This is a genomic window from Rhizobium terricola, assembly GCF_012927355.1.
Taxonomy (GTDB): Bacteria; Pseudomonadota; Alphaproteobacteria; order Rhizobiales; family Rhizobiaceae; genus Allorhizobium; species Allorhizobium terricola.
Genome location: NZ_JABBGK010000002.1, coordinates 675,711 through 702,513, shown reverse-complemented (window position 1 = coordinate 702,513; position 26,803 = coordinate 675,711). Strand labels below are relative to the sequence as shown.

Genomic DNA, 26,803 nt, shown 5'->3' with positions numbered 1-26,803 from the left:
GGAGCCTGATCGCTTGAACGCACAAGAAGTGGTTTCTTCATCCTCGCGCAACGTCCGTGCCCTGACCGACGCCAATCACTTCATTTTGACGTTCGAGAACAATCGGTTTGCCAGTGAGCTGTTTGGCCAGTTCGACCAGAACCTGAAGCTTCTGGAAGACAGGCTGCAGATCGAGGCGCGGGCCCGCGGCAATTCTGTCTCCATCTCAGGCGACCTGCTCGCCACCAATCAGGCGCGCCGTGCTCTGGATTTCCTCTACGCCCGTCTTCAGAGTGGCGGCTCGGTGGAAGCCTCCGACGTCGAAGGCGCGATCCGCATGGCGGTCGCCGCGGACGATCAGCTGACGCTGCCGACGATGGAGCGCAAGGCCAAGCTGTCGATGGCGCAGATCGCCACCCGCAAGAAGACCATCTCGGCTCGCACGCCGACCCAGGATGCCTATATGCGGGCTCTGGAGCGTTCGGAACTGGTCTTCGGCGTCGGCCCTGCCGGTACCGGCAAGACCTACCTCGCCGTCGCCCATGCCGCTCAGCTCTTGGAGCGTGGCGCGGTCGACCGCATCATCCTGTCGCGTCCTGCCGTCGAAGCCGGCGAACGCCTCGGCTTCCTGCCGGGCGACATGAAGGAGAAGGTCGATCCCTATCTCCGTCCGCTCTACGACGCGCTCTACGACATGATGCCCGGTGACAAGGTCGAGCGGGCGATCACCGCCGGCGTCATCGAGATCGCGCCGCTCGCCTTCATGCGTGGCCGCACCCTGGCGAATGCCGCTGTCATCCTCGACGAGGCGCAGAACACCACGTCGATGCAGATGAAGATGTTCTTGACCCGTCTCGGCGAAAATGCCCGGATGATCATCACCGGGGACCCGAGCCAGGTCGACCTTCCGCGCGGCGTGAAGTCGGGGCTGGTCGAGGCCTTGCAGATCCTGAAGGGCGTCGAGGGCATTTCGGTGGTCCGCTTCAAGGATGTAGATGTCGTCCGTCATCCGCTGGTCGGGCGCATCGTCAAGGCCTATGATGCCCAATATGCCGTGCAGGACGAAAGCGAGCAGACCGACCGATAGGGTCGGACCGACCGACGATGCAAGAACTCGATATCCAGATCGCCGTCGAAGCCGAAGGCTGGGCGGACGAAGCCGAACTTGAACGTCTCGCCGGCCGTGTGCTGGGCGAGGCCGCCCGCTATCTGCAGGCCGAGGGAAAGCAACCCTTCCCGGCGATGGCGCCGGAAGTGTCGCTCGTCTTCTCCGACGACCAGTCCATTCGCGAGATCAATGCCGAATGGCGAGGACAGGACAAGCCCACCAACGTGCTGTCCTTCCCCGCATTTCCGTTGCAGCCGGGCGGCATGCCAGGGCCGATGCTGGGCGACATCATCATTGCAAGGGAAACCGTCGAACGGGAGGCACTGGACCTGGAGAAGAGTTTCGGGGATCATCTGACTCATCTCATGGTCCATGGTTTTCTGCATCTGTTCGGCTATGACCATATAGAAGCGGGCGAGGCCGAAAGAATGGAAGCCCTTGAGACTCGCATTTTGGCGGCACTTGGCTTATCTGATCCCTATGCGGGGCAGGACCCGGTTTGACAGTTTGGAATAATGAGCGATTTTTCGACAAGAGTGGCCGCAGAGGCCAATGAGGGATCGGAAGGTTCCTCTTCGGAGGAGGGCAGTAGTCCTTCGCGGCCGGAGGGATCATCCGGCCGAGCACTCACTTCTTTCTGGGCGCGTGCCGCCCGCATCCTGAGGCCGTCCTCGGCGTCAAGTCTTCGCGAGGACCTGACCGACGCGCTCAAGGCGGATGCCGGTACAAGCGACGTCTTCACGCCCGAAGAGCGGGCGATGCTTCACAACATCCTGCGCTTTCGCGAGGTTCGTGTCGAAGACGTCATGGTTCCGCGCGTCGACATCGAGGCCGTCGACGAGAACATCACCATCGGCGAACTGATGACGCTGTTCGAGGAATCCGGGCGATCGCGCATGCCGGTCTATTGCGAGACGCTCGACGATCCGCGCGGCATGGTGCATATCCGCGACCTGCTGTCCTATGTGACCAAGCAGGCCCGCAACAAACGCCGCAACGGAACTCGCCCGGCCCCGGCTGCTGGCGAGAAGACCGACAAGACCGAGAAAGCGGCGCCCCGCAACGCCAGGACCGATCTCGACCTCGGCCGCGTCGACCTGACCAAGACCGTCGCCGAATGCGGCATTGTTCGCTCGATTCTGTTCGTGCCGCCTTCCATGCTCGCCTCCGACCTGCTGAGCCGGATGCAGGCGGCACGGACTCAGATCGCTCTCGTAATCGACGAATATGGCGGTACCGATGGCCTGGTGTCCCATGAGGACATCGTCGAGATGGTCGTAGGCGACATTGACGATGAGCATGATGACGAAGAGGCCATGTTCAGCCGGACCTCCGAGGACGTGCTGGTCGCCGATGCGCGTGTCGAGCTGGAGGAAATCGCCGAGGCGATCGGTCCGGATTTCGACATTCGCGACCAGTTGGAGGATGTCGACACCCTTGGCGGCCTGATCTTCTCGGCCCTGGGTCGTATCCCGGTCCGTGGCGAGGTCGTGCAGGCGGTTCCCGGCTTCGAGTTCCACATCCTCGATGCTGATCCTCGGCGCATCAAGCGCGTCCGGATCGTGCGCAAGCGCGCGGCCGCTCGTCGGCGTCCGACCAAGGGCGAGGCCGATGTGCCGGCCAAGGCCCGCAGCGGCGCCAAGGCCGGCAAGGCCGATGACGCATTGCCCACGGATGTAGACGGCGGCGCATGAGCGTCGCCACGTTCCCTTCATCGTTCAACCGGCGGGACAAGCGCGGTGTTTTTTGGAACACTGCTGGCGAACCGATTCGCGAATGAAGGAAAGGGCGGGCATGGAACGGCTGGCCGGAAGGATCATGCTGCTCTGGGGATGGAAGCGATTGCTTTTCGCATTCCTGGCAGGGGCCGTGGGCGCGTTGGCCCTTCCACCCTTCAGCTTCTTCGGAACCCTATTTCTCTCCTTCACGATCCTCGTCTGGCTGCTCGACGGCACGGCCGGCAATCCCGATCGAAGCCATTCCTTCGGGCTACGCTCGGCCTTCGTCATCGGTTGGTCCTTTGGCTTTGGCTATTTTGTTGCCGGCCTCTGGTGGCTTGGAAATGCCCTGCTCGTGGAGGCCGATGAATTCGCCTGGGCGCTTCCGCTCGCGGTGCTCGGCCTGCCTGCGGTTCTCGCGATCTTCTACGGTCTTGCGACGATGCTGGCGCGCCTCTTCTGGTCGGAAGGGTTCGGCCGCCTTGCGGCTCTCGCCGCCGGTTTCGGTCTGATGGAATGGCTTCGGAGCTTCGTCGCGACCGGGTTTCCCTGGAATGCGATCGGCTACGGCGCAATGCCGATCCCGCTGATGATGCAGTCCGTGACAGTGATCGGTGTCTTCGGCGTCAGTGCGCTTGCCGTCGTCGTCTTTGCTGCCCCCGCCCTGCTGGGCACGCGGAAGGGGCTCGTGCCCGGTCTGGCGCTCGCCGGACTGCTGGCAGCCGCCCATCTCGGTTATGGTGCCTACCGTCTTGCCGAGCCGGTTCCGTCCGGTAAACCACTGACCGTGCGCCTGGTCCAGCCGATGGTCGATCAGGCCAAGAAACTGGCGAACACCGACAGGATCGATGTCTTCAACCAGCATCTGGCTCTGTCTGCCGAACCTGTTGCAGCCGGCAAGCCGCAGCCGGACATCATCGTCTGGCCCGAAACTTCGATTCCCTTTATCCTGACCGAAAATCCCGATGCGCTCGCGCGGATCGGCGATGTCCTGAAGGATGGCCAGGTGCTGGTGACCGGGGCCGTGCGCTCCGAGGACCAGGGAGCGGGCCATCCGCCGCGCTACTACAATTCCGTCTACATGATCGACGACAAGGGGCAGATCCTCTCGGCGTCCGACAAGGTGCATCTCACCCCGTTCGGCGAATATGTGCCTTATGAGGATGTCCTGCGCCGGATCGGCTTCGACAATCTCGTCAGCCTTCCGGGAGGCTTTTCGCCGGCCCAGCAGCGCTCCTTGCTCACGACGCCGGCCGGGATCGGTCTTTACCCGCTGATCTGTTACGAGATCATCTTTCCCGACGAAGTGGCCATACCGGTCGAGGGCGCCGGTGCCATTCTCAACGTGACCAATGATGCTTGGTTCGGGATTACGCCAGGGCCTTACCAGCACTTCCAGCAGGCCCGGATTCGCGCTGTCGAAACGGGTCTGCCGCTCATTCGCGGTGCAAATAACGGAATTTCAGCCGTGGTCGATCCCCGGGGGCGTGTGCTAAGCGGAATGGCGCTCGGCACGCGCGGTGTCGTCGACTCAACTTTAGATATTGGTAATGTACCAAAATGGGACGTTAACGCCCGGAAATTAAACCAGTGGTTGGTCCTGTTTGCTGTCGCCATGACTGCGTTGATTTCACGCATGGGTTTTATTTTTAGGAAGAATTGACCAAAAACCCCTAAAATTGCATAGTGGTCGGAACCATAAGTCTGTAAGTATGCTCAAAGTTCCTGAATGGCGTATACAACGCCACGTTATGGTCCGCGAGAAGCAAGGGGCGTTATGGTGAATTGCCAACACTTGTCAGGATCACAACATGATCGAGAATAAGAAGAAACCGAACCCGATTGACATTCATGTCGGCAGCCGGATTCGTCTTCGCCGCACCATGCTGGGCATGAGTCAGGAAAAGCTGGGCGAAAGCCTGGGTATCACTTTCCAGCAAATCCAGAAATACGAGAAGGGCACCAATCGCGTCGGTGCCAGCCGCCTGCAGAACATTTCCAATATTCTGAACGTGCCGGTTTCTTTCTTCTTCGAAGACGCTCCGGGCGAGCAGCCGACCGGCGCCGGCGGAATGGCTGAAGCATCAAGCTCCAACTATGTCGTCGACTTCCTGTCCTCTTCCGAGGGGCTGCAGCTCAACCGTGCATTCGTGAAGATTGCCGACCCCAAGGTCCGTCGCAAGCTCGTCGATCTCGTCAAGGCGCTCGCCGCCGAGTCCGACGCCGAATGAACCCAGCCGGGGGGCAGGTAAAGAGAGCGGCCTGACGGCCGCTTTTTTTGTCGATTTAATGCCAGTGGAATGCTCACATAAAGATATATTTATGTCGTTGTGTTCTTGTTTTTCGCGTGCGAACTGACTAACAAGATCGAAGCCTGTTCTTTGAGGGGAATCCCGCATGCGCGCAAACTATCTTTTCACCAGCGAATCCGTGTCCGAGGGTCACCCGGACAAGGTCTGTGACCGTATCTCCGACGAAATCGTTGACCTGGTTTACCGCGAAGCGGCCAAGACCGGCGTGGATCCGTGGAGCGTGCGCATTGCCTGCGAAACGCTCGCCACCACCAATCGCGTGGTGATCGCCGGTGAGGTTCGCCTGCCGCCGAGCCTGCTCAAGACCGACAAGACCGGCAAGGACGTCATCAATCCGGCCAAGTTCAAGTCCGCTGCCCGCAAGGCGATCCGTGACATCGGCTACGAGCAGGATGGCTTCCACTGGAAGACGGCCAAGATCGATGTGCTGCTGCACTCGCAGTCTGCGGATATCGCCCAGGGCGTCGACAAGGCCGCCGACCACGACAACAGCGAAGGCGCCGGCGACCAGGGTATCATGTTCGGCTACGCCTGCCGCGAAACGCCGGACCTCATGCCGGCCCCGATCTACTATGCGCACCGCATCCTGCAGCTGCTCGCAGAAGCCCGCAAGAAGGGTGTCGGCGATGCCGGCAAGCTCGGCCCCGATGCGAAGAGCCAGGTGACCGTACGCTATGTCGATGGCAAGCCGGCCGAGGCCGTCTCGATCGTCCTGTCGACCCAGCACCTCGACGAGAGCTGGGATTCGAAGAAGGTTCGCCAGGTCGTCGAACCCTACATCCGCGAAGCGCTCGGTGACCTGAAGATTGCCGACGACTGCAAGTGGTACATCAACCCAACCGGAAAGTTCGTCATCGGTGGTCCGGACGGCGACGCAGGTCTTACCGGCCGCAAGATCATCGTCGACACCTATGGCGGTGCCGCACCCCATGGCGGTGGTGCCTTCTCCGGCAAGGACACGACCAAGGTGGACCGTTCGGCCGCTTATGCTGCCCGTTACCTGGCGAAGAACGTCGTTGCTGCCGGCCTTGCCGACAACTGCACGATCCAGATCTCTTACGCCATCGGTGTTGCCCAGCCGCTGTCGATCTATGTCGACCTGCACGGCACCGGCAAGGTGACCGAGGATCAGGTGGAGGCCGCGATCCGCAAGGTCATGGATCTTTCCCCGACCGGTATCCGTCGCCATCTTGACCTCAACAAGCCGATCTATGCTAAGACCTCCGCTTACGGCCATTTCGGCCGCAAGGCTGGCCGCGACGGTTCCTTCTCCTGGGAGAAGCTCGACCTGGTCAAGCCGCTCAAGGAAGCGCTGAAGGCCTGATACGGCAATGAACACATCTGAACGTCGCAGCAGGGCGACCGAAGCCTTTTTCGGTCGCCGCAAGGGTAAGCCGCTCCGCGATCAGCAGGTCGTGCGCATGGAGCATCTCCTGCCCGCGCTGCGCGTTGACCTGAGCACGCCGGCCCCTCGGCCGATCGAGGGGCTGTTTGCCGCTCCGGTGGAGCGCATCAGGCTGGAAATCGGCTTCGGTGGCGGCGAACATCTCGTCCACCGGGCGTCGGAGAGCCCCGCGACGGGATTCATCGGCGTCGAGCCCTTCGTCAATTCGATGGCGAAGCTGCTGGCCGAGGTCGAGGAGCGCAAGCTCGAAAACATCCGACTCTATGACGATGATGCGACCCAGCTGCTCGACTGGCTACCGGATGCCTCGATCGACCAGATCGATCTGCTCTATCCCGATCCCTGGCCGAAGAAGAAGCATTGGAAACGCCGCTTCGTCTCGCAGGTCAATCTCACGCGCTTCCACCGCGTGCTGAAGCCGGGTGGGCATTTCTGCTTCGCGTCGGATATTGATACTTACGTGAATTGGACGCTCGCGCATTGCGCGGAGCATGGCGGCTTCGAATGGACAGCGCGCAATGCGTCGGACTGGAAGACGCCGTTTCCCAATTGGCCGGGAACGCGCTACGAAGCCAAGGCCAAGCGCGAAGGCCGCTCGTCGGCCTATCTCACTTTCCGTCGGCGCTGACGCCTGAGCGTCAGTGCAGGCTTACCGTCTTGAGGTCGTCTTCCGCTGCCTTGTAGAAGGTGCTCGAGCGGTTGTCGGTCAGAAGGATCGGGGTCCCGTCTGCCGCGAAAAGGGCCCAGAGATCCAGATTGGGGTCGACGTCGGGCGCCTCGGGAAAGCAGCGCGATACTTCGTCGGAGCGCATCTTGCGAATGTAACCCACTTCGCCGGCGCCCAGATGCGCCAGCTCCGATTGGGTCAGGCGCGAATTCACTTCTCTCATCAACATTCCGATCCTCCACCAGATAGGGAGCTACGGCACGATCATGCCGTTAACCCTACTGTGCCGAGGAAATGTTAATTTTTCGCACCATCTGTGCCGATTGGGGGCGGATGAGGTCGATGGAAAGAAGGCCGTTGCGCAAGGTTGCGCTCAGCACGTCCATGCCCTTTTCGAGAAGGAAAACCCGCTGGAACTGGCGGGCGGCGATGCCGCGGAAGAGGTAATGGGGCTCCGCCCGGTCGACCTGCCGTCCACGCACGACAAGCTGGTTCGCCTCGACAAGCACCTCAAGTTCCTCTTCGCCGAAGCCCGCGACCGCCAGGGTGATTCGCAATCTGTCGCCTTGCGCCTCTGCACCACGCAACCGCTCGATGTCGAAGGGGGGATATCCCTCGCCGGGGCGTGTGAGGCGCCCTGAAATCGGATCGCCCATTCCGAAACCGAGTAGCATCGGGGGCGCCGACGTTCTGGTGCTTCTCATCGATCCTCCTCGTCGTCACCGTCCCCACGGGCCGGCGTCGAAATCGTCTTGCAGGTCAATATGGGATGGCGGGTGCATGGCTGCAAGCGCTTCGGATCTTGACAACGGTGGTTGACTGGCTCAACTGGCCAGCTTTTGAAATTGGGACCGGACGCATGACGGAACGCAGAAAGATCATTATCGATACCGACCCGGGGCAGGACGATGCCGCTGCACTGATGCTGGCGTTTGCGAGTGCGGACGAGCTTGAGATTCTCGGCATCACGACCGTTGCAGGCAATGTTACGTTGAGATTGACCAGCCGAAACGCCCGGATTGTCTGCGAGCTCTGCGGCAATACAGACGTACCGGTCTACGAAGGTGCCGACCGACCCATCGAGCGCAAGCTGGTGACCGCCGAGCATGTCCACGGCAAGACCGGCCTCGACGGTGCCGTTCTCGATGAGCCGACGATGGCGGTCAGGTCGCAGCACGCGGTCGACTTCATTATCGAAACCCTTCGCCGCGAACCGGCGGGAAGCGTCACACTCTGCACCCTGGGGCCGCTCACCAATGTCGGCCTCGCGCTGAAGAAGGCGCCTGATATCGCGCCGCGCATTCGCGAACTGGTGCTCATGGGCGGTGGCTTCTTCGAAGGCGGCAACATCACGCCGGCTGCCGAATTCAACATCTATGTCGACCCCCAGGCTGCAGCAATCGTCTTCGGATCGGGCATCCCCCTAGTCATGATGCCGCTCGACGTCACCCACCAGCTGATGACGACCAAGGCCCGCGTCGCGCGTCTGGCGGCGCTCGGAACCCGGCCTGCAAAGGTCATGGTCGAGTGGCTTGAGTTCTTCGAACGCTTCGACGAGGAGAAATACGGCTCCGACGGCGGACCGCTGCACGATCCGACGGTCATCGCATACCTGCTCCGCCCGGAGCTCTTCTCGGGCCGCCACTGCAACGTCGAGATCGAGACCGCTTCCGAACTGACCGTCGGCATGACCGTGGTCGACTGGTGGCGGGTATCCGGCCGCACACCGAACGCACAGGTGATGCGCAATGTCGATGCGGAAGGCTTCTTCAATCTCCTGATCGAGCGCTTCGCGCGGCTTTGATTGGCTCGAAAGAGAAAAAGAAAAGGCCGCCGGATTGCTCCGGCGGCCTTTCTCGTTGGTGTTTCTTCCCGAGGTCGAGGCTCAGAATTCCTGCCAGTCGTCGGCAACAGCGGCTGCGGCGGACCCGCCGGCGGCAACGCGCTTGGCAGCCGGGCGAGGCGTTGCGACCGGAGCGCTCGGCGCAGCCGTCCGCATGGTGCGGGCGACCGAGGTGAGCGACGACGACAGGGCCTGCGGAGACGCCCTGTAGCTGTTTGCACCCGAGACGGTGAAGCGCGATACGAGTTCCCGGAGGTTCTCGGACTCGTTCTTCAGCGTCATGCTGGCGGCGGTCGTTTCTTCGACCATCGCGGCATTCTGCTGCGTCACCTGGTCCATCTGGTTGACCGCGGAGTTGATCTCCTTGAGGCCGGACGCCTGTTCGCTGGCGGAGGCCGAGATCTGGCGGATCAGGTCGTTGATCTGCATGACCTGGTCGGCGATCTTGTGCAGCGTCTGGCCAGCCTGGCCGACGAGCTCGACGCCGTCCTTCACCTGGGCACCCGAGGTGGTGATCAGCGTCTTGATTTCCTTCGCTGCGCCGGCCGAACGCTGGGCCAGTTCGCGTACTTCCTGGGCAACCACGGCGAAGCCCTTGCCTGCCTCGCCGGCGCGGGCAGCTTCGACGCCCGCGTTGAGGGCGAGAAGGTTGGTCTGGAAGGCGATTTCGTCGATGACGCCGATGATGCGGGAGATCTCCTGCGACGACTGGGCGATGCCGTGCATGGAGGTGACGGCCTTCTGGACTACCTCGCCGGAGCGCTCAGCATCCTCGCAGGCGAGGCTGACCGTTGCCGCCGCCGTATTGGCGTTGACGGCACTGGCGTTGACCTGCTCGGTCAGCTCGTTGAGTGCTGCTGCGGTCTCTTCGAGGCTTGCCGCCTGCTGTTCGGTGCGCTTCGAGAGATCGGCGGCGCTTTCGGCGATTTCGCCGCTGCCTGCACCGATATTGACGACGCTCGAGTTGACGGCGCCGATCGTCGTTTCGAGGCTTGCCAGCGCCTCGTTGAAGTCGCGCTTGAGGGCAGCGTATTCGCCGGGGAACTCGTCGTCGATGCGATAGCCGAGATTACCCTGCGACAGCTGCGACAGGCCGGTTCCGAGAACGCTGACGACCTGCTGCTGGATGTTGAGCGATTCCGTGCGCTCCTGTTCGGAACGGCGACGTTCTGCATCGGCCGCACCGCGCTGCTGCTCGGCTTCGCCCTCGAGCTTGCGGCTGTCGGCGAGGCGATGGCGGAAGCCTTCGAGAGCCTTGGCGACGAGACCGAGTTCGTCGGCTCGGTCCTGGCCGCTGACCACGTCGTTGTACTCACCGCGGCTCAGTCGGTCGACGTCGCCGATCAGCGCGTGGAGCGGCTTCTGGGCGAAGGCGCGGACGGCGAGGAACAGTGCGGTCATGACGGCACCAAGAACCACGAGACCGGCAATGATCATCATCAAGGTCTGCGCTTCGACGGCAGCACCGGTCGCGCTGTGCGGAATATCGATGATGACGGCCCAGTTGGTGTTCACGCCCGGTACGGCGAACGGGAACAGCAGGCGGTCAAAACCCTCCTGGCCTTCTGCCTGGAGATCGGAGACGAGCTGCGACTTGCCGGAGGAAAGCGCTGCCTTGAGCGCATCGGCGCCTTCGCCCTCGTAAGGCTTCATCATCACGTCATCAGACGGAGCGACCAGCCACTGGCCGGCCTGGGCGACGAGCAGCACGCGGCCGGTCTCGAACGGACGGAGAGCCTTGAGCTTGTCGGACAGCGAGGAGAGTGAAATGTCGACGCCGGTGACGCCGATCAGCTTGCCGCCGGACATGACCGGATAGGCGATCGAGGTCATTGCGACCGGGATGTCGGTGTCCTGGGTCATGTAAGGCGCGGTGATGGCGCCCTTGCCGCTGGCCTTGGCCAGTGCGTACCATTCGGCGGCGTAATCGTTCTTGAAGGTCGAGAACTGGATATTGCCGTTGCGGTCCTTCGACCAGTAGGGGGTGAAGACGCCCGCGTCGTTCGCGCCGAGTTCCTTGTTGCCCAGCAGGTCTTCCTGACGACCGTCGAAGGCCTTGATCTCTTCGGCGAACCAGCTGCCGAAGGCGAAGGGGTTCTGATCGACGTTGGCCTTGAGCAGGTTGATGGCGCCCTTGCGGTCGAAAGACGTGCCTTCGTGACCGCGGCCGATCACGCCGGCCATGGAACGCGCTGCGCTTGCCAGCTCGCCGATGTCGACGGCGACGCCGTTGGCGATCGCTTTCGCTTCCGAATTGGCCTGCTCCATCGTCAGGTTCTGCACGCGGTCGCGTGTCTGGGTGATGAGAATGAGGTTGGAGATAAGCAGGACGGCGGCGATGGCGACGCCGGTGACGACGAGCAGTTTCGCCGCGATCGAACGCGAGATGAACTTGAACATGGAAACCTCAGGATTCGGAAAAGCCGCAACGGCTGGAGAATGCAACCGGTAGGTCCGCGCCATCATGGTGCGTAAGCGCACTTCCGAAATGCGGAAGCGCACGCCAATCTCGCGCACTATGATAGGCTAAAGTTTAATGACTTTTGAAGCGATTGGCTCTTTTCTCGTAGTCCTGAGGCTGTTTCGCAATCCGTGCGACACGCAATGTCGCATTGGCGGCTTCAGAGGTGCGCCGCCACCTCTTCAGCGGTCGGGATGGAAGGTTGGGCGCCGTGTTTCAGGCAGGCGAGGGAGCCGGCGATGGCTGCCCGACGAAGCGAAGTCTCGAAATCCAGTCCCTGGTCAAGGCTTGCGGCAAGGTAGCCGCAAAAGGTGTCGCCCGCGCCGACCGTGTCGACCGGCGTGATGTGAAGCCCCTTGGTGCGGTGAAGCTGGCCGCCCCGCGCCGCAATCACCCCGTCCGCTCCAAGTGTCACGATCAGGGTCTGGCCGGTCTCGCGATGCAGGGCCATCAGCGCGTCTTCCCGCATGGCTGCCGTCATTCCGTTACGCCCGGCAAGCAGTTCGAACTCCGTCTCGTTGGCGATAACAATGTCCGCCGCGCGACCGAGACGCGCGGCATCGGCGGTCAGGGGCGCGATGTTGATGATGGTGGTCACGCCGCGGGTTCGGGCATCCGTCAGCGCGCGCTCGACCGCCGCTGCCGGAACTTCCAGCTGCAGCATCAGGTAGTCGCCAGGCTGCATGGTATCGACGGTCGCTGCTGCGTCGGCCACCGTGATCGTGCCGTTTGCTCCGGGCACGACGGTGATCATGTTCTCGCCGTCGCCGCCGACCAGGATCAGCGCCGTTCCGGTCGATCCGGTGACATGGCGGACAGACGAAAGATCGGTACCGGCGGCATCAAGGAGGGCAAGGGCGGGAGCCGCGAACTCGTCCTGTCCGACGGCACCCACCATCTTGACCACGGAGCCGGCACGCCGCGCGGCAAGCGCCTGGTTTGCGCCCTTGCCACCGGCTGCCGTCGAAAAACCCGTTCCGGCCACCGTTTCGCCGGGCTTGGGAAGCCGAGGGGTGGTTGCGATCAGATCCATGTTGATGGAGCCGAATACTGAAATCATCTGCGTTCCGTCCCTGGTGCGGCCCTCGGCGCTGCCGTTGGCTAGTCCTCGTCTACTATTCTGAGCTTCAGGAGGCCCGTCCGGCTCTCGACCGTGCGCGGACCTTCCTCCACTGGTGCGGCCGCAGCCGTCTCGAATTCGAGTGCCTCGATCCGCGCGCCTCTCTTTGTCAGCTTGTCGGCCGAGGTCAGGATCATGTCCACGTCCTTTTGCGCGGCGAGGAAATGGCCTTGCAGTTTTCGCGTTCGATCGTCAAGGCGTGCCAGATCCTCCATCAGATGCAGGACCTCTCCCTGGATGACATGCGCTTGCTCGCGCATGCGCTGATCCTTCAGCACGGCCTGGATCACCTGGATCGACAACATCAGCAGCGAGGGCGAGACGATGACGACCCGCAGCCGATGCGCCTTCTGGACGACCGCTTCAAAGTTCTCGTGGATCTCCGCGAAGATCGACTCGGACGGTACAAACAGGAAAGCCATGTCCTGAGTTTCGCCGGCAATCAGATACTTGTCCGAGATATCCCGGATATGGACCTCGATGTCGCGGCGGAACTGCTGACCGGCGAGCTTCTTTGCCTCGGCCGTGTCGGCGTCGCGGATCGCATTCCACGCCTCGAGCGGAAACTTGGCGTCGATTACCAGAGGTGGCGAATTGTTGGGCATGCGGATCGTGCAGTCCGGCCGCATGCTGTTCGAGAGCGTGGACTGGAAGGTATAGGCACCCATCGGCAGACCGTCGGCGACGATGGTCTCCATGCGGGACTGACCGAAGGCACCTCGAGTCTGCTTGTTCGAGAGGATCGCCTGAAGACCGACCACATCCTTCGCCAGCGACTGGATGTTGTTCTGGGCGGCATCGATCAATGCCAGCCTCTCCTGAAGATGCCTCAAGTTTTCGTGGGTGGACTTGGTCTGTTCGGTGATCGTGGTGCCGATACGGTGGGTCAGACCGTCGAGGCGCTGGTTGATCGCCTGGTTCAGTTCCGCTTGCCGATTGCCGAATACGTCCGACATGGCGACGAGACGCCCCTGCATCTCGGCCTGAGCCTTCAGAAGCTCGGCAAGCCTTGCCTCGGCGGCAGCCTCCCGGCGCAGCGCTTCCGCCTCGAGCTCCAGTCGCAATCGCCCGGCCCGACGGATGGTGATTGCCAGCAAAGCCACTCCGACAAGCAGGATCCCTCCCACGATTGCCATGACGGCTGTTGGGGAGGCCAGGAGAGTGCCGGGGTCGAAGGGCAGTCGTGCTGTCGTGTTCATGACGGGGGAGACTAGCAGATTCGGTCGGCAGCGACAGATCAAATCGGGAACATCGCAATCGGTGCCGCAGATCGGAAGGACGAGCGCCGTTATCCGGCACGGTCTCCGCGGTAGCTGACAAACGTCATGCATGCTCGCACGGGTGGAAATGTAAAGTGCTAATGCAAGAAAAAGACACATAGTGTTCATTAGGTAAATGGAATGTTTACCCTTTTAAGTAGATAATGAACTACTAAAAAATACTTCCTTGAAGTAGTTCGCAAACGTCAAGATGCAACGCGGGGGTTGGCTATGACAAAGCATGACGAAAAGGGTGCGCTTGAGGCGCGCCTCGAGTTTCTTGGCCTGGACAAGGCCGCCCGAAACACCCTCCGGACCTTGGCGCCGACCGTCCGGGCCAATATCGGTGCGGCATTGGATACCTTCTACAAGAAGGTCCGAAGCACGCCGGAAACCGCTGCCTTCTTCCGCAACGAGGAGCATATCCAGGGCGCCAAGAAGCGGCAGGAGGGCCATTGGTCGGTCGTGACCGCGGCCCAGTTCGACGGCCAGTACGTCGAAGGCGTGACGGCGGTTGGCAAGGCCCATGCCCGCATCGGCCTCGAACCGCGCTGGTATATCGGCGGCTACGCCCTTCTCGTCGAGCAACTGGTTCACTCTGTGATGCGCGAGCGCTGGCCGACGCGCTTTGCCCGCAAACAGGGTGAGGCCCTCGGCCAGGAAATCGGTGTGCTCGTCAAGGCGGCCTTGCTCGACATGGACTATTCCATCACGGTCTATCTCGATATCCTGGAAGCCGAGCGCAAGGCCGCCGAAGAGGCGCGGGTGAAGGCCGAGCACGAACAGGCCGTCGCACTTGCGGCACTGAGTGCCGTGCTGACGAAGCTGGCCAAGGGTGACCTCGAGGCGAAGATGCCTGTCGAGCAGCCGCAGAATTTTGTCGGCATGGCGAATGATTACAATTCCTCCGTCGAGAAATTGCGCGACACGATCGGCACAGTGCGGAGCGCTGCAGAAGAGATCCTGCGCTCGGCAAGCGCGATTTCGGACGCATCCGATCACCTCGCCCACCGGACGGAACAGCAGGCTGCGGGTCTTGAGGAAAGTACTGCCGCCCTACACGAACTCACGCAGAACGTGACCCTCGCGGCAAGCGGCGCGCAGAAGGCCGCGGGCGTCGTGAGCGTTGCGCTGGAGGAGGCCCGTGCTTCCGGTGAGGTCGTCACCAGCGCGGTCAACGCCATGGGCGCCATCGAGAAATCCTCCGACGAGATCTCAAAGATCATCGGCGTCATCGACGAGATCGCCTTCCAGACCAATCTCCTGGCGCTCAATGCGGGTGTCGAGGCGGCCCGTGCCGGAGAGGCCGGCCGCGGTTTCGCTGTCGTCGCTCAGGAAGTCCGCGAACTCGCCCAGCGCTGTGCGAGCGCTGCAAAGGAGATCAAGAGCCTGATCTCGCAGAGTTCCGGCCAGGTTCAGGCGGGTGTCGGCCTCGTCAACCACGCGGGCCAGGCTCTTGACCAGATTATTTCCCGTATTGATGAAATAAACGGTATAGTTGCAGATATCGCCACGGCCGCGTCAGACCAGTCGGGAGGCCTGAAGGAGGTCAACACCGCCGTATCCTCGATGGATCAGATCACCCAGCAGAATGCCGCCATGGTCGAGGAGACATCCGCGCAAACGGCCACGCTGCGCGACGAAGTGGAACGTCTGGTGGCGGCTCTGCGGGGCTTCAAGACCCGTGACCACGATGCCGCCGACGATTCCGGCGCGGGACGACGCGGCACTGACCGGATCTCGTCCTATCGTCGCGCAAGTTGACCAATCGCAAATTGCAAACCTGTTTCATCCCGGGGCGATCGTGACACCGACTGTTCCGGGATTTCTCATTTCTCGCCGAGGATCTTCATGGTCTGTTCAGGATTTTCTCGAATTCTTTCGACATATTCCTGAAATCTAGGGGGCGTTTGTCCGCCTCCACGTAAGTCATGGCGAACAAATGAGTGTAGAAGCAGACAAGAATTTGACGGAACGTCTGGCATTTCTCGAAATCGACCAGAAGACATGCAAGACACTCAATTCGCTTCGACCGACACTCGGTGAACTCCTCGGCGGCGTGCTCGACAAGTTCTACGCCAAGGTTGCCTCCACCCCGCAGATCTCTGGCTTCTTCAACGGAAAGCCGCACATGGCGGCTGCGAAGAATGCTCAGATGCAGCATTGGGACAAGGTCTCGAAGGGAACGTTCGATCCGGATTACGTCAAGGGCGTGACGGCCATCGGCAAGGCTCATGCGCGCATTGGACTGGAGCCCCGCTGGTACATCGGCGGCTATTCGATGCTGATGACCGAACTGGTGGCGGGCATGCTCGTCAAACATTGGCCTTTTCCCTTCGGCAAGCAGCACGCCACCGCCCTTGGCGAGAAACTTGGGGCCCTGATCAAGGCTTCCATGCTCGACATGGACTATTCGATTTCGGTCTATCTCGACGCGCTTGAGGATCGCCGCAAGCAGCTCGAGGCCGAGCGGCTGCAGTTCGAAGCCGACCAGCGGCTGGCCATGGAACACCTGAGCCGTGGCCTGGAAGCGCTCGCTCGCGGCGACTTCGAGAGCCGGATGGAAACCGACCTGCCGGACAATTTCAAGCAGATGGCGCTCGACTACAACGAAACCGTTGTCCGCCTGAATGCCTCCTTCGCCTCGATCCGCCGCGCCTCCGAGGAAATCCTCGACGGCACGGAGACAATCGCCAAGGCCTCCGACGAGTTGGCCATGCGCACCGCCAAGCAGGCTGCCGGCATCCAGGAAAGCTCGACCGCGCTGCAGCAGCTTTCCGTCAGCGTCGGCCAGACCGCGAGCAATGCCGAGCGCGCCTCACTCGCCGTCCATGACACCCAGCAGCAGGCCCGCAGCTCCGGCGACGTCGTCTCGCGTGCCGTCGACGCCATGGCCGAAATCGAGAAATCGTCGACCGAGATCTCCAAGATCATCGGCGTCATCGACGAGATCGCTTTCCAGACCAATCTTCTCGCTCTCAATGCCGGCGTTGAGGCAGCCCGTGCGGGTGATGCGGGCAAGGGCTTTGCCGTCGTCGCCCAGGAAGTCCGCCAGCTTGCCCAGCGGTCCGCCGACGCTGCAAAGGAAATCAAGCGCCTGATTTCGCAGAGCACCAACCAGGTCAACGAAGGCGTGGGGCTCGTCTCCAACACCGGCGCTGCCTTGGGTGACATGATCAGCCGGATCGACACCATCCATGCGATCGTCTCCGAGATCGCCACCGCCGCCAAGGACCAGGCGACGGGTCTCAAGGAAGTCAATCAGGCGACGATCAGCATGGACACGCTGACGCATCAGAACTCGACCATGGTCGAGCAGACTTCCGCCGAAACCCGACGCCTCCGTTCCGAGGTTGAGAGCCTCGTCAAGCTGCTCGGCCAGCTCAACACACGCTCCGGTGAAGGTGATATGCCGGCCGGTGCCGAGCGCCGGGGGACCGCGTCGCGCAAAGCCGCCTGATCCAGCACCATCCTGGTGGCTTACGGAAACGCGGCGGCCCGCCGCGTTTTTCGATTCCATCGTCAGAAAAGATGCGATAAGGGAGGCCCATGACGATCAAGCCTCTCATCATTCTCCCCGATCCCTTGCTGCGGCAGGTTTCCACGCCCATCGAACGCGTCGACGACGATATGCGTCAGTTGGCCGACGACATGCTGGAGACCATGTATGATGCTCCCGGCATCGGTCTTGCGGCCATCCAGATCGGCGTGCCGCGCCGCCTGCTGGTCATCGATGTCGCCAAGGAAGGTGAAGACAAGCGCCCGCTCGTGTTCATCAACCCGGAAATCATCACGAGTTCCGACGAACGTTCGGTATACGAGGAAGGCTGCCTGTCGATCCCCGACTACTATGCCGAAGTGGAACGGCCCGCGAGCGTAACCGTCAAGTCGATTGACCGCGACGGCAAGGAACAGCTGACCGAAGCCGATGGCCTGCTGGCCACCTGCCTGCAGCACGAGATCGATCACCTGAACGGCGTTCTGTTCATTGACCACATCTCCCGCCTGAAGCGCGAGATGGTGATCAAGAAATTCACGAAGGCGGCCAAGTCGAAGGCGCTCTGACAGTCGCGCGGTCCAGGTGGTCGCGGCATGCATCACATCCTGCGAGGAGATGGGACCCATCATGGCACTTCGCATCATCTTCATGGGAACGCCCGACTTCTCGGTCGCCACGCTCGAGGCGCTCGCCGCTGCGGGCCACGAGATCGTTGCCGCCTACACCCAGCCGCCACGTCCCGGCGGACGGCGCGGCCTCGACCTCCAGAAGTCTCCCGTTCACCTCGCCGCTGAACGCCTCGGAATTCCGGTTCTCCATCCCCTGAATTTCCGTGAGGCAGAGGATCTCGACCGGTTCCGCGCCTTCGGTGCGGATGTCGCGGTGGTCGTTGCTTACGGCCTGCTTCTGCCAGAGGCTATCCTTTCGGGAACGCGACTTGGCGCCTATAACGGCCACGCTTCGCTTCTGCCGCGCTGGCGTGGTGCGGCTCCGATCCAGCGCGCGATCATGGCCGGCGATGCGGAAACGGGCATGATGGTCATGAAGATGGACAAGGGTCTCGACACCGGTCCCGTCGCACTGACGCGCAAGGTTGCCATCGAACCGAACATGACGGCCGGCGAACTGCATGATCGCCTGCGCGAAATCGGCGCGGAAGCCATGGTCGATGCCATGGCCAGGCTGGAGGCGGGTACCCTCGAGACCGTTCCGCAACCGGTGGACGGAGTGCTCTATGCGGCCAAGATCGACAAGGCCGAGACCCGCATCGATTTTTCCCGTTCGTCGGTCGAGGTTCACAATCACATCCGCGGGCTTTCGCCGTTTCCCGGAGCCTGGTTCGAGCTTGAGGTCAACGGCAAGGCGGAGCGCGTCAAGGTGCTCGGCTCCGAGCTGTGCGAAGGTGCTGGAAGTGCCGGCGAGGTTCTCGATTCGGCGCTGGCAATCGCCTGCTGCAGTGGCGCCGTGCGTCTGACGCGATTGCAGAAGGCGGGCGGAAAACCGCTGGATGCCGCCGATTTTCTGCGTGGCACGCCTGTCTCGCCCGGCACGGTTCTCGCCTGATGCCGCGGTTTCGGATGACCGTCGAGTATGACGGCACGCCCTATGTCGGCTGGCAGCGCCAGGACAACGGTGCCTCCGTCCAGGGCGCGCTCGAAGCGGCGGTGCTGGCACTGACGGGCGAGACGGTTTCCATCCGGGGCGCGGGTCGCACGGACTCCGGTGTCCATGCCATAGGCCAGGTCACTCATGTCGATCTGGCGCGCGAATGGGTTCCCTACAAGCTGCGCAACGCATTGAATGCACATCTGTCGCTCGCCGGCGAGAGGGTCGCGGTCCTCGACGTGCACACCGTCGATCAGAGCTTCGACGCCCGTTTCTCCGCGCTGCGCCGCCATTATCTCTATCGCTTCATCAACCGGCCCGCCCGGCTGGCACTGGAGGCGGATCGCGCCTGGTGGGTTCCTAAGCCGCTGGATCACGAGGCGATGCACGCCGCCGCCCAGCGGCTCGTCGGTCATCACGACTTCACCACCTTCCGATCGGCGCATTGCCAGGCAACCAGCCCGGTCCGCACGCTCGACCGTCTGGACATCACCCGCAGCGGCGACCTGATCGAACTGCGCGCGACCGCGCAGAGCTTCCTGCACAACCAGATCCGTTCCTTCGCCGGGACGCTCAAGCTGGTTGGCGACGGCAAGATGACCCCCGACAACGTGCAGTCCGCCCTTGAAGCGCGTGATCGCGCCGCCTGTGGTCCGGTCGCTCCGCCCGGAGGCCTGTTCTTCCTGCGTGTCGACTATCCGGGTGACGAAGGGGGCTGACGCGCCCGCCTGCTGGTGAACGCCGCTTGCCAGCCGGTCGGAAATGACATATCCATATTTCGAGAAATCTAGAAATATGGAGTTGTTCGTGACCGTCACCATCTATCACAACCCCGCCTGCGGAACCTCCCGCAACACGCTGGAGATGATCCGCCAGTCCGGCGAAAACCCGGTGGTGATCGAATATCTGAAGACGCCGCCGAGCCGCGAGCGCCTGGTCGAGCTGATCGGCAAGATGGGGATTTCGACGCGCGATGTGCTGCGGAAGAAAGGCACGCCCTATGAGGAGTTGGGCCTCGATGACCCAAGCCTCTCGGACGACCAACTGGTCGATGCGATGATGGCTCACCCGATCCTCATCAACCGGCCGATCGTCGAGACGACGAAGGGCACCCGGCTTTGCCGGCCTTCGGAAGTCGTCTTGGAGATTCTCGAAAATCCGCTGACCTCGTTCACCAAGGAAGACGGTGAGGCCGTGAAGCGCGGGGGCACCGCGGAATGAGCGTCGTCGACAGCATCGACACGCCCAACCTCGATGAACGCCAGTTTCGTCCCGTCGACGAGGACCGGTTGTTCCGCGCGGAGCGCATGACCCACCCGCCGCGTATCCTGATGCTCTACGGCTCGCTCAGGGAGCGTTCCTATTCCCGCCTTCTGACCGAGGAGGCCGCGCGAATCCTCAGGCGCTATGGTGCCGAGGTGCGCATCTTCGATCCGCATGGCCTGCCGCTCGCCGATGCGGTCGAGGCGTCGCATCCCAAGGTCCAGGAACTGCGCGAGCTGTCGCTCTGGTCGGAAGGCCAGGTCTGGTGCTCGCCCGAGCGCCACGGCGCGATGACGGGCGCGATGAAGACCCAGATCGACTGGCTGCCCCTCTCGATCGGGGCCATTCGTCCCACGCAGGGCCGGACGCTCGCCCTGATGCAGGTCAGCGGTGGCTCGCAGAGCTTCAACTCGCTCAACCAGATGCGGGTGCTGGGGCGCTGGATGCGGATGTTCACCATCCCCAACCAGTCGTCGGTTCCGAAGGCCTTTGCCGAGTTCGACGAGGCTGGCCGGATGAAGCCATCGTCCTACTACGAGCGCGTCGTCGACGTGATGGAAGAACTCGTCAAGTTCACCCTGCTGCTGCGCGAGCGGTCCGACTATCTTGTCGAACGCTATTCGGAGCGTGTCGAGACGGCAGCCGAATTGTCGAAGCGCGTCAATCAGCGCGCCATCTGAACGGATCAGCCCGGATAGACGTCGAGATAGCGTTCGAGCAGTTCCGAGAGGATCATGGTCGGGACGAGCAACACCATGACCACCGTCGCGATCGTCAGAGAATGGTCGCCGATCAGCATCCTGAGGATGCGAAAGAGGGCGATGATCAGCGTGAGCGCCAGTCCGTAGGACAGGATGGCGACCAGGCCCGACAGGCTCGGAACGAGTATCATGGCAAGGATGAGGAGCGCGTAGGCGTAGGAGACCGGTAGCGCGAGCCAGTTCGACACGACGACGATAGCCAGAAATCGCGAGCCGATCCCCAGCATCCAGCAGAGCAGGCCTGCCAGGACCAGCGGGACGATCCAGTTGGCGATTTCGACGAGGCCGAGCCTGAAGAAGAAGAGAGCGCCGACATCGACGCCGTCCGGCATTCCCTTGAGATACATGCTCCTCCACCACAGGAAGGAGAGCATCGTGGTCGGCAGGGCGAAGAAGACGGCCCAGAACGAGCGCATCGCCCCGCGGTCGGAGAAATCCAGGAAGGAAAAACCCTTCGCGTCCTGCCTGAACAGCAGCCAAAGGCCGTTCAGGTAGATTTCGACCTCCTTAAGCGTCGGCATTCGCGAACCATTGCTCGATGAAGACCTTGTAGATCCTCGTCAGGTTTTCCAGGTCCTCGACGGCGACGCGTTCGTCGACCATGTGCATGGTCTGACCGACGAGGCCGAACTCGACCACCGGGCAATAATCCTTGATGTAGCGCGCATCCGAAGTGCCGCCGGTCGTCGAAAGCTGCGGCGTGAGGCCGGTCTGCTTCTCGATCGCAGCCGAAAGCGCACTGATGAGCGAGTTGCTGCGCGTCAGGAAGACGTGGCTCGGTCGTTCCGACCAGACGATGTCGTAGGCAACCGGGTCGCGGCCGGGGCGAAGCGGGCTTTCCGCGGCAGCCACGTTCAGCCGGCGCACGATCTCCGCCTGCACGGTTTCGGCCGACCAGGTGTCGTTGAAGCGGATGTTGAACTTGAAGGTTGCGCGCGAGGGAATGACGTTCGTGGCGGCATTGCCGACGTCAATCGAGGTCACTTCGAGGTTCGATGGCTGGAAATTGTCGGTCCCGTGATCGAAGGGCGGATGCATCAGCGCGTCGGCAAGCCGGATGGCGCCGCGCACGGGATTGTCGGCAAGATGGGGATAGGCCGCATGACCCTGCACGCCGCGCACCGTCACGGTTCCGGAAACCGAGCCGCGCCGGCCGATCTTGATCATGTCGCCGAGCTGGTCCGGATTGGTCGGTTCGCCGACCAGGCAGGCGTCCCAGCTTTCGCCCTGCGCCTTTGCCCATTCGAGCAGCTTCACAGTGCCGTTGATCGCCGGACCTTCCTCGTCGCCGGTGATCAGCAGCGACACCGAACCCTTCGGCGCGCCTTTCTCCTCGATGACGCGCGCGATCGCCGAGACGAAGCAGGCGATGCCACCCTTCATGTCGACGGCGCCGCGGCCGAAGAGGACGCCGTCGGCGATCTCGGCGGCGAACGGCGGATGGCTCCAGGCCGCCTCGTCGCCGACCGGCACGACGTCGGTATGGCCGGCGAACATGAGGTGAGGGCCGCCATCGCCGAGGCGGGCATAGAGGTTTTCGATGTCCGGCGTGCCCGGCTCCGTCGCCGTCATGCGCGAGACCTTGAAACCGAGCGGTTCCACGAGCGCCTGGAGCGTGGTGAGCGCACCGCCTTCCGCGGGCGTGACGGATGGGCAGCGGATGAGAGCCTGGAGAACTTCGACGGGATTTGTGGCGATCATGATCTTGGCGTCGTGTGGGGTCTAAAGGCGAAAGCCCGCGACCGGCTGGGAGGATTTCTGGCAGGTTTAGCCGATCGGTCGTGACCTGTCACGGCCAAAGCCTGCCTCAGGATTGCGGCCGGTCGGCGGCGGCACCATAGGCATTCTGGCCTTTCACCGACGGCCAGAGACAGAGTACGAACAGCATGACGAAGGAAATCGCCGGAATGAACAGTGCGGCGACGCTGATCCCCGGCAGTCCCATGTCGTGCAGTCGCTTGATGCTGAGCATCACGGTCGATACGGCCGAGACGAAGACCCCGGAAAAGAAGAGCACGCTGAGCAGCCCGAATACCTGCTCGTCGTCCTGATGGGCCGCGAGCGCGCTGACCGTGAAGCAGTTCACGGTCATCCAGAACAGCCAGCCGAGGATGAAAACCTGCCGCCCGGCACGGCCGGACGGGCTGAACAGCAACCAGCCGACAGTCGGCCGCCGGGCCGCGGGCTGCATCGGGGCTCAGTCCCGGAGCAGCTCGTTGATGCCGGTCTTCGAGCGGGTCTTTTCATCGACGCGCTTGACGATGACGGCGCAGTAGAGGCTCGGTGCCGGCTGGCCGTTCGGCATGACATTGCCCGAGGGCATGGAGCCGGCAACGACGACGGAGTAGGGCGGCACTTCACCATAGGTGACCTCGCCGGTGGCGCGATCGACGATCTTGGTCGACTTGCCGATGAACACGCCCATGCCGAGCACGGAGCCTTCACGGATGATGCAGCCTTCGACGACTTCCGAGCGGGCGCCGATGAAGCAGTTGTCTTCGATGATGGTCGGGCCGGCCTGCATCGGTTCCAGCACGCCGCCGATGCCGACGCCGCCGGAAAGGTGGACATGCTTGCCGATCTGCGCGCAGGAGCCGACGGTCGCCCAGGTATCGACCATCGTGCCTTCACCGACATAGGCGCCGAGATTGACGAAGGACGGCATCAGGATGGCGTTCGGCGCGATATAGGCGGAACGGCGCACGACGGCGTTCGGAACGGCGCGGAAGCCGGCCCGTTCGAACTCGTTGGTGCTCCAGCCGTCGAACTTCGAAGGAACCTTGTCCCACCAGGTCGAGCCGCCCGGGCCGCCGGAGACGACTTCCATGGCATTGAGCCGGAAGGACAGCAGCACGGCCTTCTTCAGCCACTGGTGAACGGTCCAGTTGCCATCGTCGCCACGGGTCGCAACGCGTGCCTTGCCGCTGTCGAGCAGGTTGAGGGCGGTTTCGACGGCATCGCGGATCTCGCCGCGGGTCGCGGTCGTGACCGTGTCGCGGTTTTCAAAGGCCGCTTCGATGATGCTTTCGAGGGCGGTGAGATCCGTGGCGTTCATTTGAATTCCTTAAACTTCGTTGTCTATCGTTGAACCGGACGATATCCGAATTCGCAATCGGGAACTGGCACTTGCTCTAGCGCATTCGCCCGGGGTTGAAAACAGCCGCCGGCGCATTCGGCGTCTCGGATTGCGACAAAGAAAGGCATGACATATGGCAAAGCAGACCAATGGCCGGCAGCGGAGCAAGGACGGCTCCTGGGTTGCCCTGAAGGACAGTCGGACGGACCGCAAGCGCGCCGCCGAGGTGCCGCTCACGCCGCAGTCGGAATCGCCTTCCTATCGGCTTGCCTATGTCGACGACGATTTCATGATGCGCGAGGAGCTGCGTCCCGTGCGCCTGCAGCTCGAGTTGTTGAAGACCGAGATGATCCTCGCGGAACGCGGCATCAAGTCGACCGTCGTCATGTTCGGCGGCGCCCGTATCCCGGCGCCGGGCAAGGACGCCTGGGCCGCGCGCAACGACACCCAGCGGGCCAATCTGATGGCGGCCTCCGTCTATTACGAGGAGGCCCGCAAGTTCGCCCGTCTCTGCGCGGAATATGCGTCGCGCCACGAGCATCGTGAATACGTGGTAACGACCGGTGGCGGGCCGGGCGTCATGGAGGCGGGAAATCGCGGGGCCTCGGAAGTCGGTGCGCCGACCATCGGCCTCAACATCGTATTGCCACACGAGCAGGCGCCCAACCCCTTCGTCACGCCCGAACTGAGCTTCAACTTCCACTACTTCGCCATCCGCAAGATGCATTTCCTGATGCGGGCCAAGGCGATCGCCATCTTCCCGGGCGGGTTCGGCACGCTCGATGAATTTTTCGAGGCGCTGACCCTCATCCAGACCAAGCGCATGGCGCCGATTCCCTTGATCCTCTTCGGCGAGTCCTTCTGGCGCAAGATCGTCGATTTCCAGGCGCTCGCGGATTTCGGGACCGTTGCGCCCGAGGATCTCGACCTGCTGCACTTCGTCGAGACGGCGGACGAGGCGTGGAAGATCATCGCCGATCACTACGAGCTCTGACAATGCGAAAGCCCGCGATCGACGCGGGCTTTGCTGTTCATGGATGTGAGGTGGATCAGAGGAACCCGAACCCGCGCTTCGGCAGGTCGTCGGCAGAGATTGCGCCGTCCTTGTTGGTATCCAGCTGGGTGAACATCTTGTCGATGAGCGCGCTGGCTTCGGCCTTGGTGATCTGACCGTTCTCGTCGGCATCGGCGACGCGAATGATGCCGCGCGGACCATGGCCACCCATGCGGCCGTCCATCGGGCCGCCGGGACCCATGTCGGGACCCATCTCGGGGCCTCTGCCGTCACGCATGGCGTGGTCTTCGCCATGATGCTTGCCGTGTCGCGGACCGTCATTGCCGTCCGGGCCGTTGCCGCCCCAGCCATGGTGACCGCCGCGTCCGCCGCCGAAGCCCCAGTTCCAGCCGAACTGTTTGCCTCTGCCGTCACGCGGGGGCTGGCCGTCCTGAGGGCCGCTGCCGTCCTGCGGACCCTGGCCTGGACCATTGCCCTGTCCGGCCGCATTGGCCTCGCGTTCGGCCTTGCGCTGTTCACGCATGTCGCGGTGCTTGCGGAACTCGCCGGGCGTGAGGCTGCCGTCAGTGTTCTCATCGATGGAAGCGAAGATCTTTTCACCAGCCGCAGTGGCTTCAACCTTGGCGATCTTGCCGTCCTTGTTGCTGTCGAAGTTCTGGAGCATGCGGACGAAGATTCCGTCCGGGCCGCCGCCGGGACCGCGTCCCATCTCCTGGCGAGCGAGGACGGCCGAAGCCGAGGTGCCGATCATGAGGCTGCCGATGATCGCCGCGATCGTGAGTTTCTTGCCGGTCATTGCGTGTTCCTTTCATCGTTCGGTGATGAGAGAAACCTAAGGCGCCGGCTGAACAGAACCTACTTAAACATCGGTAAGCTGGGTGAAACTTTGGTAATCTAGCCGGACGCTCAGTCGTCGGCTGAAATCAGTCGTTCCAGGAAGCTCGCGAGGTCGTCGGTGACGAAATCGATACTGCCCGGGTCGGTGTTCTCCGCGAGTTCCCAGCTCTCCAGCACGACCGAGCCGAGATTGCGCGGAACGAGCAGGACCGTCTTCATCCCCAGCGCCTTGGGCACCGAGAGATTGCGCGGCAGGTCTTCGAACATCGCCGCGTTGCGGGTGTCGATGCGGTTGAGGCTGGTGAACTTGTCATAGGTGCTGCCGGCCGGCTTCGGCTGGTAGTCGGCAGCCACGATGTCGAAGATGTCGTCGAAATGGTCGAGGATGCCGAGCGCACGCGCTGCCGCTTCCGCATGGGCCACGGTGCCGTTGGTGAAGATGAACTTCCGGCCCGGCAGTGCCCTGATTGCCGCGCCGAGGTTGGCATCGGGCAGCAGCGCCGAATAGTCGATCGCATGGGCCTTTTCGAGGAAGTCGTTGGGATCGACGCCGTGGTGCAGCATCAGGCCGGCAAGCGTGGTGCCGTGGTCGTGATAGTATTTCTTCTGCAGCAGCTTCGCTTCCGCCGGATCCATCTGCAGCAGCTGCGCCACATAGGCCGTCATGTTGCGGTCGATCTGCGCGAACAGGTTGATGTGATGCGGATAGAGCGTGTTGTCGAGATCGAACACCCAGTCCCGGACGTGGGCGAAGTCGTCTCGATGCGGAAGAAGCGATTTGTCGGTCATGTCCCGCGTTATGACAGGACCATCGGATTTGGCAATGAAAATCCCCTCGCCGGCGCGGGACGGCGAGGGGAGGTTTCAGAAGGTTC

General features: G+C 62.5%; 27 protein-coding genes. 16 read left to right on the top strand and 11 right to left on the bottom strand.

Annotated features, from left to right (window positions below; all coding sequences use genetic code 11):
* The first annotated feature begins 13 nt into the window (after positions 1–13).
* The 7 genes from HHL25_RS13165 (at position 14) to trmB (ending at position 7,150) form a co-directional block, all read left to right on the top strand.
* Positions 14–1,066 carry a PhoH family protein gene (locus HHL25_RS13165; protein WP_169591398.1) on the top strand — a complete coding sequence of 351 codons (1,053 nt, stop codon included), beginning with the start codon at positions 14–16 and terminating at the stop codon, positions 1,064–1,066.
* Positions 1,067–1,083: 17 nt separating this feature from the next.
* Positions 1,084–1,590, top strand: a complete 507-nt coding sequence (ybeY, locus tag HHL25_RS13160) for an rRNA maturation RNase YbeY (protein WP_169591395.1) — start codon at positions 1,084–1,086, stop codon at positions 1,588–1,590.
* A 12-nt stretch (positions 1,591–1,602) separates the two neighbouring features.
* Complete coding sequence (locus HHL25_RS13155) at positions 1,603–2,781, top strand: transporter associated domain-containing protein (protein WP_169591392.1); 1,179 nt, start codon at positions 1,603–1,605, stop codon at positions 2,779–2,781.
* Between the two features lie 100 nt (positions 2,782–2,881).
* Positions 2,882–4,468, top strand: a complete 1,587-nt coding sequence (gene lnt, locus HHL25_RS13150) for an apolipoprotein N-acyltransferase (RefSeq protein WP_169591389.1) — start codon at positions 2,882–2,884, stop codon at positions 4,466–4,468.
* 148 nt (positions 4,469–4,616) lie between these two features.
* Complete coding sequence (locus tag HHL25_RS13145; protein WP_169591386.1) at positions 4,617–5,036, top strand: helix-turn-helix domain-containing protein; 420 nt, start codon at positions 4,617–4,619, stop codon at positions 5,034–5,036.
* Positions 5,037–5,202: 166 nt separating this feature from the next.
* A complete protein-coding gene (gene metK / locus HHL25_RS13140) occupies positions 5,203–6,441 on the top strand; it encodes a methionine adenosyltransferase (protein ID WP_169591382.1) in 1,239 nt (412 codons plus the stop codon).
* A gap of 7 nt (positions 6,442–6,448) precedes the next feature.
* Positions 6,449–7,150, top strand: a complete 702-nt coding sequence (trmB, locus tag HHL25_RS13135) for a tRNA (guanosine(46)-N7)-methyltransferase TrmB (protein ID WP_169591379.1) — start codon at positions 6,449–6,451, stop codon at positions 7,148–7,150.
* A 10-nt stretch (positions 7,151–7,160) separates the two neighbouring features.
* On the opposite strand, the gene HHL25_RS13130 is transcribed toward trmB, so the two are convergent.
* Together HHL25_RS13130 and HHL25_RS13125 are read right to left on the bottom strand one after the other, a co-directional pair.
* Positions 7,161–7,418: a BQ00720 family protein gene (locus HHL25_RS13130; protein ID WP_169591376.1), complete on the bottom strand. Its 258-nt coding sequence runs from the start codon at positions 7,416–7,418 to the stop codon at positions 7,161–7,163.
* A gap of 49 nt (positions 7,419–7,467) precedes the next feature.
* Positions 7,468–7,893 (bottom strand): Hsp20 family protein, encoded by a 426-nt coding sequence (locus tag HHL25_RS13125; RefSeq protein WP_169591373.1) that lies wholly within the window; start codon positions 7,891–7,893, stop codon positions 7,468–7,470.
* A gap of 155 nt (positions 7,894–8,048) precedes the next feature.
* On the opposite strand from HHL25_RS13125, the gene HHL25_RS13120 reads away from it, so the two are divergent.
* Positions 8,049–8,993, top strand: coding sequence for a nucleoside hydrolase (locus HHL25_RS13120; RefSeq protein ID WP_169591370.1), 945 nt, complete (start codon positions 8,049–8,051; stop codon positions 8,991–8,993).
* Positions 8,994–9,074: 81 nt separating this feature from the next.
* Here HHL25_RS13120 and HHL25_RS13115 read toward each other — a convergent pair whose 3' ends face one another.
* The 3 genes from HHL25_RS13115 to HHL25_RS13105 all read right to left on the bottom strand — a co-directional run bounded on the left by HHL25_RS13115 (position 9,075) and on the right by HHL25_RS13105 (position 13,749).
* A complete protein-coding gene (locus HHL25_RS13115; protein WP_169591367.1) occupies positions 9,075–11,432 on the bottom strand; it encodes a methyl-accepting chemotaxis protein in 2,358 nt (785 codons plus the stop codon).
* Positions 11,433–11,653: 221 nt separating this feature from the next.
* A complete protein-coding gene (locus HHL25_RS13110; protein WP_169591364.1) occupies positions 11,654–12,553 on the bottom strand; it encodes a ribokinase in 900 nt (299 codons plus the stop codon).
* 41 nt (positions 12,554–12,594) lie between these two features.
* Positions 12,595–13,749, bottom strand: a complete 1,155-nt coding sequence (locus tag HHL25_RS13105) for a DNA recombination protein RmuC (protein ID WP_169592879.1) — start codon at positions 13,747–13,749, stop codon at positions 12,595–12,597.
* 354 nt (positions 13,750–14,103) lie between these two features.
* Here HHL25_RS13105 and HHL25_RS13100 point away from each other — a divergent pair, with 354 nt between their 5' ends.
* The 7 genes from HHL25_RS13100 to arsH all read left to right on the top strand — a co-directional run bounded on the left by HHL25_RS13100 (position 14,104) and on the right by arsH (position 20,919).
* Positions 14,104–15,636: a globin-coupled sensor protein gene (locus HHL25_RS13100; RefSeq protein WP_169591361.1), complete on the top strand. Its 1,533-nt coding sequence runs from the start codon at positions 14,104–14,106 to the stop codon at positions 15,634–15,636.
* Between the two features lie 178 nt (positions 15,637–15,814).
* Entirely contained in the window at positions 15,815–17,332 is a 1,518-nt protein-coding gene (locus HHL25_RS13095; protein WP_169591359.1) for a globin-coupled sensor protein, read from the top strand.
* Positions 17,333–17,421: 89 nt separating this feature from the next.
* Positions 17,422–17,937, top strand: coding sequence for a peptide deformylase (gene def / locus HHL25_RS13090; RefSeq protein WP_169591356.1), 516 nt, complete (start codon positions 17,422–17,424; stop codon positions 17,935–17,937).
* A 61-nt stretch (positions 17,938–17,998) separates the two neighbouring features.
* Positions 17,999–18,934: a methionyl-tRNA formyltransferase gene (gene fmt, locus HHL25_RS13085; protein WP_169591351.1), complete on the top strand. Its 936-nt coding sequence runs from the start codon at positions 17,999–18,001 to the stop codon at positions 18,932–18,934.
* Positions 18,934–19,695, top strand: a complete 762-nt coding sequence (gene truA, locus HHL25_RS13080) for a tRNA pseudouridine(38-40) synthase TruA (protein ID WP_169591347.1) — start codon at positions 18,934–18,936, stop codon at positions 19,693–19,695. The genes fmt and truA overlap by 1 nt, the downstream gene beginning before the upstream one ends.
* A gap of 88 nt (positions 19,696–19,783) precedes the next feature.
* Entirely contained in the window at positions 19,784–20,197 is a 414-nt protein-coding gene (gene arsC / locus HHL25_RS13075; protein WP_169591343.1) for an arsenate reductase (glutaredoxin), read from the top strand.
* Entirely contained in the window at positions 20,194–20,919 is a 726-nt protein-coding gene (gene arsH / locus HHL25_RS13070; RefSeq protein WP_169591339.1) for an arsenical resistance protein ArsH, read from the top strand. Before arsC ends, arsH begins: the two co-directional genes overlap by 4 nt.
* 5 nt (positions 20,920–20,924) lie before the next feature.
* Here the strand turns inward: arsH and HHL25_RS13065 are convergent, their stop codons facing one another.
* The 4 genes from HHL25_RS13065 to dapD form a co-directional block, all read right to left on the bottom strand.
* A complete protein-coding gene (locus tag HHL25_RS13065) occupies positions 20,925–21,521 on the bottom strand; it encodes a hypothetical protein (protein ID WP_169591336.1) in 597 nt (198 codons plus the stop codon).
* Positions 21,508–22,701, bottom strand: a complete 1,194-nt coding sequence (gene dapE, locus HHL25_RS13060; protein WP_169591332.1) for a succinyl-diaminopimelate desuccinylase — start codon at positions 22,699–22,701, stop codon at positions 21,508–21,510. The genes HHL25_RS13065 and dapE overlap by 14 nt, the downstream gene beginning before the upstream one ends.
* Before the next feature lie 106 nt (positions 22,702–22,807).
* Positions 22,808–23,191 (bottom strand): DUF805 domain-containing protein, encoded by a 384-nt coding sequence (locus HHL25_RS13055; protein WP_169591328.1) that lies wholly within the window; start codon positions 23,189–23,191, stop codon positions 22,808–22,810.
* A 6-nt stretch (positions 23,192–23,197) separates the two neighbouring features.
* Positions 23,198–24,055 (bottom strand): 2,3,4,5-tetrahydropyridine-2,6-dicarboxylate N-succinyltransferase, encoded by an 858-nt coding sequence (dapD, locus tag HHL25_RS13050; RefSeq protein WP_169591324.1) that lies wholly within the window; start codon positions 24,053–24,055, stop codon positions 23,198–23,200.
* A gap of 154 nt (positions 24,056–24,209) precedes the next feature.
* On the opposite strand from dapD, the gene HHL25_RS13045 reads away from it, so the two are divergent.
* Positions 24,210–25,070, top strand: coding sequence for an LOG family protein (locus tag HHL25_RS13045; protein ID WP_169591319.1), 861 nt, complete (start codon positions 24,210–24,212; stop codon positions 25,068–25,070).
* 55 nt (positions 25,071–25,125) lie between these two features.
* On the opposite strand, the gene HHL25_RS13040 is transcribed toward HHL25_RS13045, so the two are convergent.
* The gene (locus HHL25_RS13040) at positions 25,126–25,887 is read right to left on the bottom strand and encodes a calcium-binding protein (RefSeq protein ID WP_169591316.1); all 762 of its coding nucleotides are present in this window, start codon (positions 25,885–25,887) and stop codon (positions 25,126–25,128) included.
* Between the two features lie 110 nt (positions 25,888–25,997).
* Complete coding sequence (locus tag HHL25_RS13035) at positions 25,998–26,717, bottom strand: pyrimidine 5'-nucleotidase (protein WP_169591311.1); 720 nt, start codon at positions 26,715–26,717, stop codon at positions 25,998–26,000.
* Between the last annotated feature and the right edge of the window lie 86 nt (positions 26,718–26,803).

What these genes read in the sequence shown, in the direction of transcription:
- ybeY (WP_169591395.1), top strand. Translation starts at nt 1,084, where the DNA reads ATGCAAGAACTCGATATCCAGATCGCCGTCGAAGCCGAAGGCTGGGCG.
- HHL25_RS13155 (WP_169591392.1), top strand. Translation starts at nt 1,603, where the DNA reads ATGAGCGATTTTTCGACAAGAGTGGCCGCAGAGGCCAATGAGGGATCG.
- lnt (WP_169591389.1), top strand. Translation starts at nt 2,882, where the DNA reads ATGGAACGGCTGGCCGGAAGGATCATGCTGCTCTGGGGATGGAAGCGA.
- HHL25_RS13145 (WP_169591386.1), top strand. Translation starts at nt 4,617, where the DNA reads ATGATCGAGAATAAGAAGAAACCGAACCCGATTGACATTCATGTCGGC.
- metK (WP_169591382.1), top strand. Translation starts at nt 5,203, where the DNA reads ATGCGCGCAAACTATCTTTTCACCAGCGAATCCGTGTCCGAGGGTCAC.
- trmB (WP_169591379.1), top strand. Translation starts at nt 6,449, where the DNA reads ATGAACACATCTGAACGTCGCAGCAGGGCGACCGAAGCCTTTTTCGGT.
- HHL25_RS13130 (WP_169591376.1), bottom strand. Translation starts at nt 7,418, where the DNA reads ATGTTGATGAGAGAAGTGAATTCGCGCCTGACCCAATCGGAGCTGGCG.
- HHL25_RS13125 (WP_169591373.1), bottom strand. Translation starts at nt 7,893, where the DNA reads ATGAGAAGCACCAGAACGTCGGCGCCCCCGATGCTACTCGGTTTCGGA.
- HHL25_RS13120 (WP_169591370.1), top strand. Translation starts at nt 8,049, where the DNA reads ATGACGGAACGCAGAAAGATCATTATCGATACCGACCCGGGGCAGGAC.
- HHL25_RS13115 (WP_169591367.1), bottom strand. Translation starts at nt 11,432, where the DNA reads ATGTTCAAGTTCATCTCGCGTTCGATCGCGGCGAAACTGCTCGTCGTC.
- HHL25_RS13110 (WP_169591364.1), bottom strand. Translation starts at nt 12,553, where the DNA reads ATGATTTCAGTATTCGGCTCCATCAACATGGATCTGATCGCAACCACC.
- HHL25_RS13105 (WP_169592879.1), bottom strand. Translation starts at nt 13,749, where the DNA reads ATGGCAATCGTGGGAGGGATCCTGCTTGTCGGAGTGGCTTTGCTGGCA.
- HHL25_RS13100 (WP_169591361.1), top strand. Translation starts at nt 14,104, where the DNA reads ATGACAAAGCATGACGAAAAGGGTGCGCTTGAGGCGCGCCTCGAGTTT.
- HHL25_RS13095 (WP_169591359.1), top strand. Translation starts at nt 15,815, where the DNA reads ATGAGTGTAGAAGCAGACAAGAATTTGACGGAACGTCTGGCATTTCTC.
- def (WP_169591356.1), top strand. Translation starts at nt 17,422, where the DNA reads ATGACGATCAAGCCTCTCATCATTCTCCCCGATCCCTTGCTGCGGCAG.
- fmt (WP_169591351.1), top strand. Translation starts at nt 17,999, where the DNA reads ATGGCACTTCGCATCATCTTCATGGGAACGCCCGACTTCTCGGTCGCC.
- truA (WP_169591347.1), top strand. Translation starts at nt 18,934, where the DNA reads ATGCCGCGGTTTCGGATGACCGTCGAGTATGACGGCACGCCCTATGTC.
- arsH (WP_169591339.1), top strand. Translation starts at nt 20,194, where the DNA reads ATGAGCGTCGTCGACAGCATCGACACGCCCAACCTCGATGAACGCCAG.
- HHL25_RS13065 (WP_169591336.1), bottom strand. Translation starts at nt 21,521, where the DNA reads ATGCCGACGCTTAAGGAGGTCGAAATCTACCTGAACGGCCTTTGGCTG.
- dapE (WP_169591332.1), bottom strand. Translation starts at nt 22,701, where the DNA reads ATGATCGCCACAAATCCCGTCGAAGTTCTCCAGGCTCTCATCCGCTGC.
- HHL25_RS13055 (WP_169591328.1), bottom strand. Translation starts at nt 23,191, where the DNA reads ATGCAGCCCGCGGCCCGGCGGCCGACTGTCGGCTGGTTGCTGTTCAGC.
- dapD (WP_169591324.1), bottom strand. Translation starts at nt 24,055, where the DNA reads ATGAACGCCACGGATCTCACCGCCCTCGAAAGCATCATCGAAGCGGCC.
- HHL25_RS13045 (WP_169591319.1), top strand. Translation starts at nt 24,210, where the DNA reads ATGGCAAAGCAGACCAATGGCCGGCAGCGGAGCAAGGACGGCTCCTGG.
- HHL25_RS13040 (WP_169591316.1), bottom strand. Translation starts at nt 25,887, where the DNA reads ATGACCGGCAAGAAACTCACGATCGCGGCGATCATCGGCAGCCTCATG.
- HHL25_RS13035 (WP_169591311.1), bottom strand. Translation starts at nt 26,717, where the DNA reads ATGACCGACAAATCGCTTCTTCCGCATCGAGACGACTTCGCCCACGTC.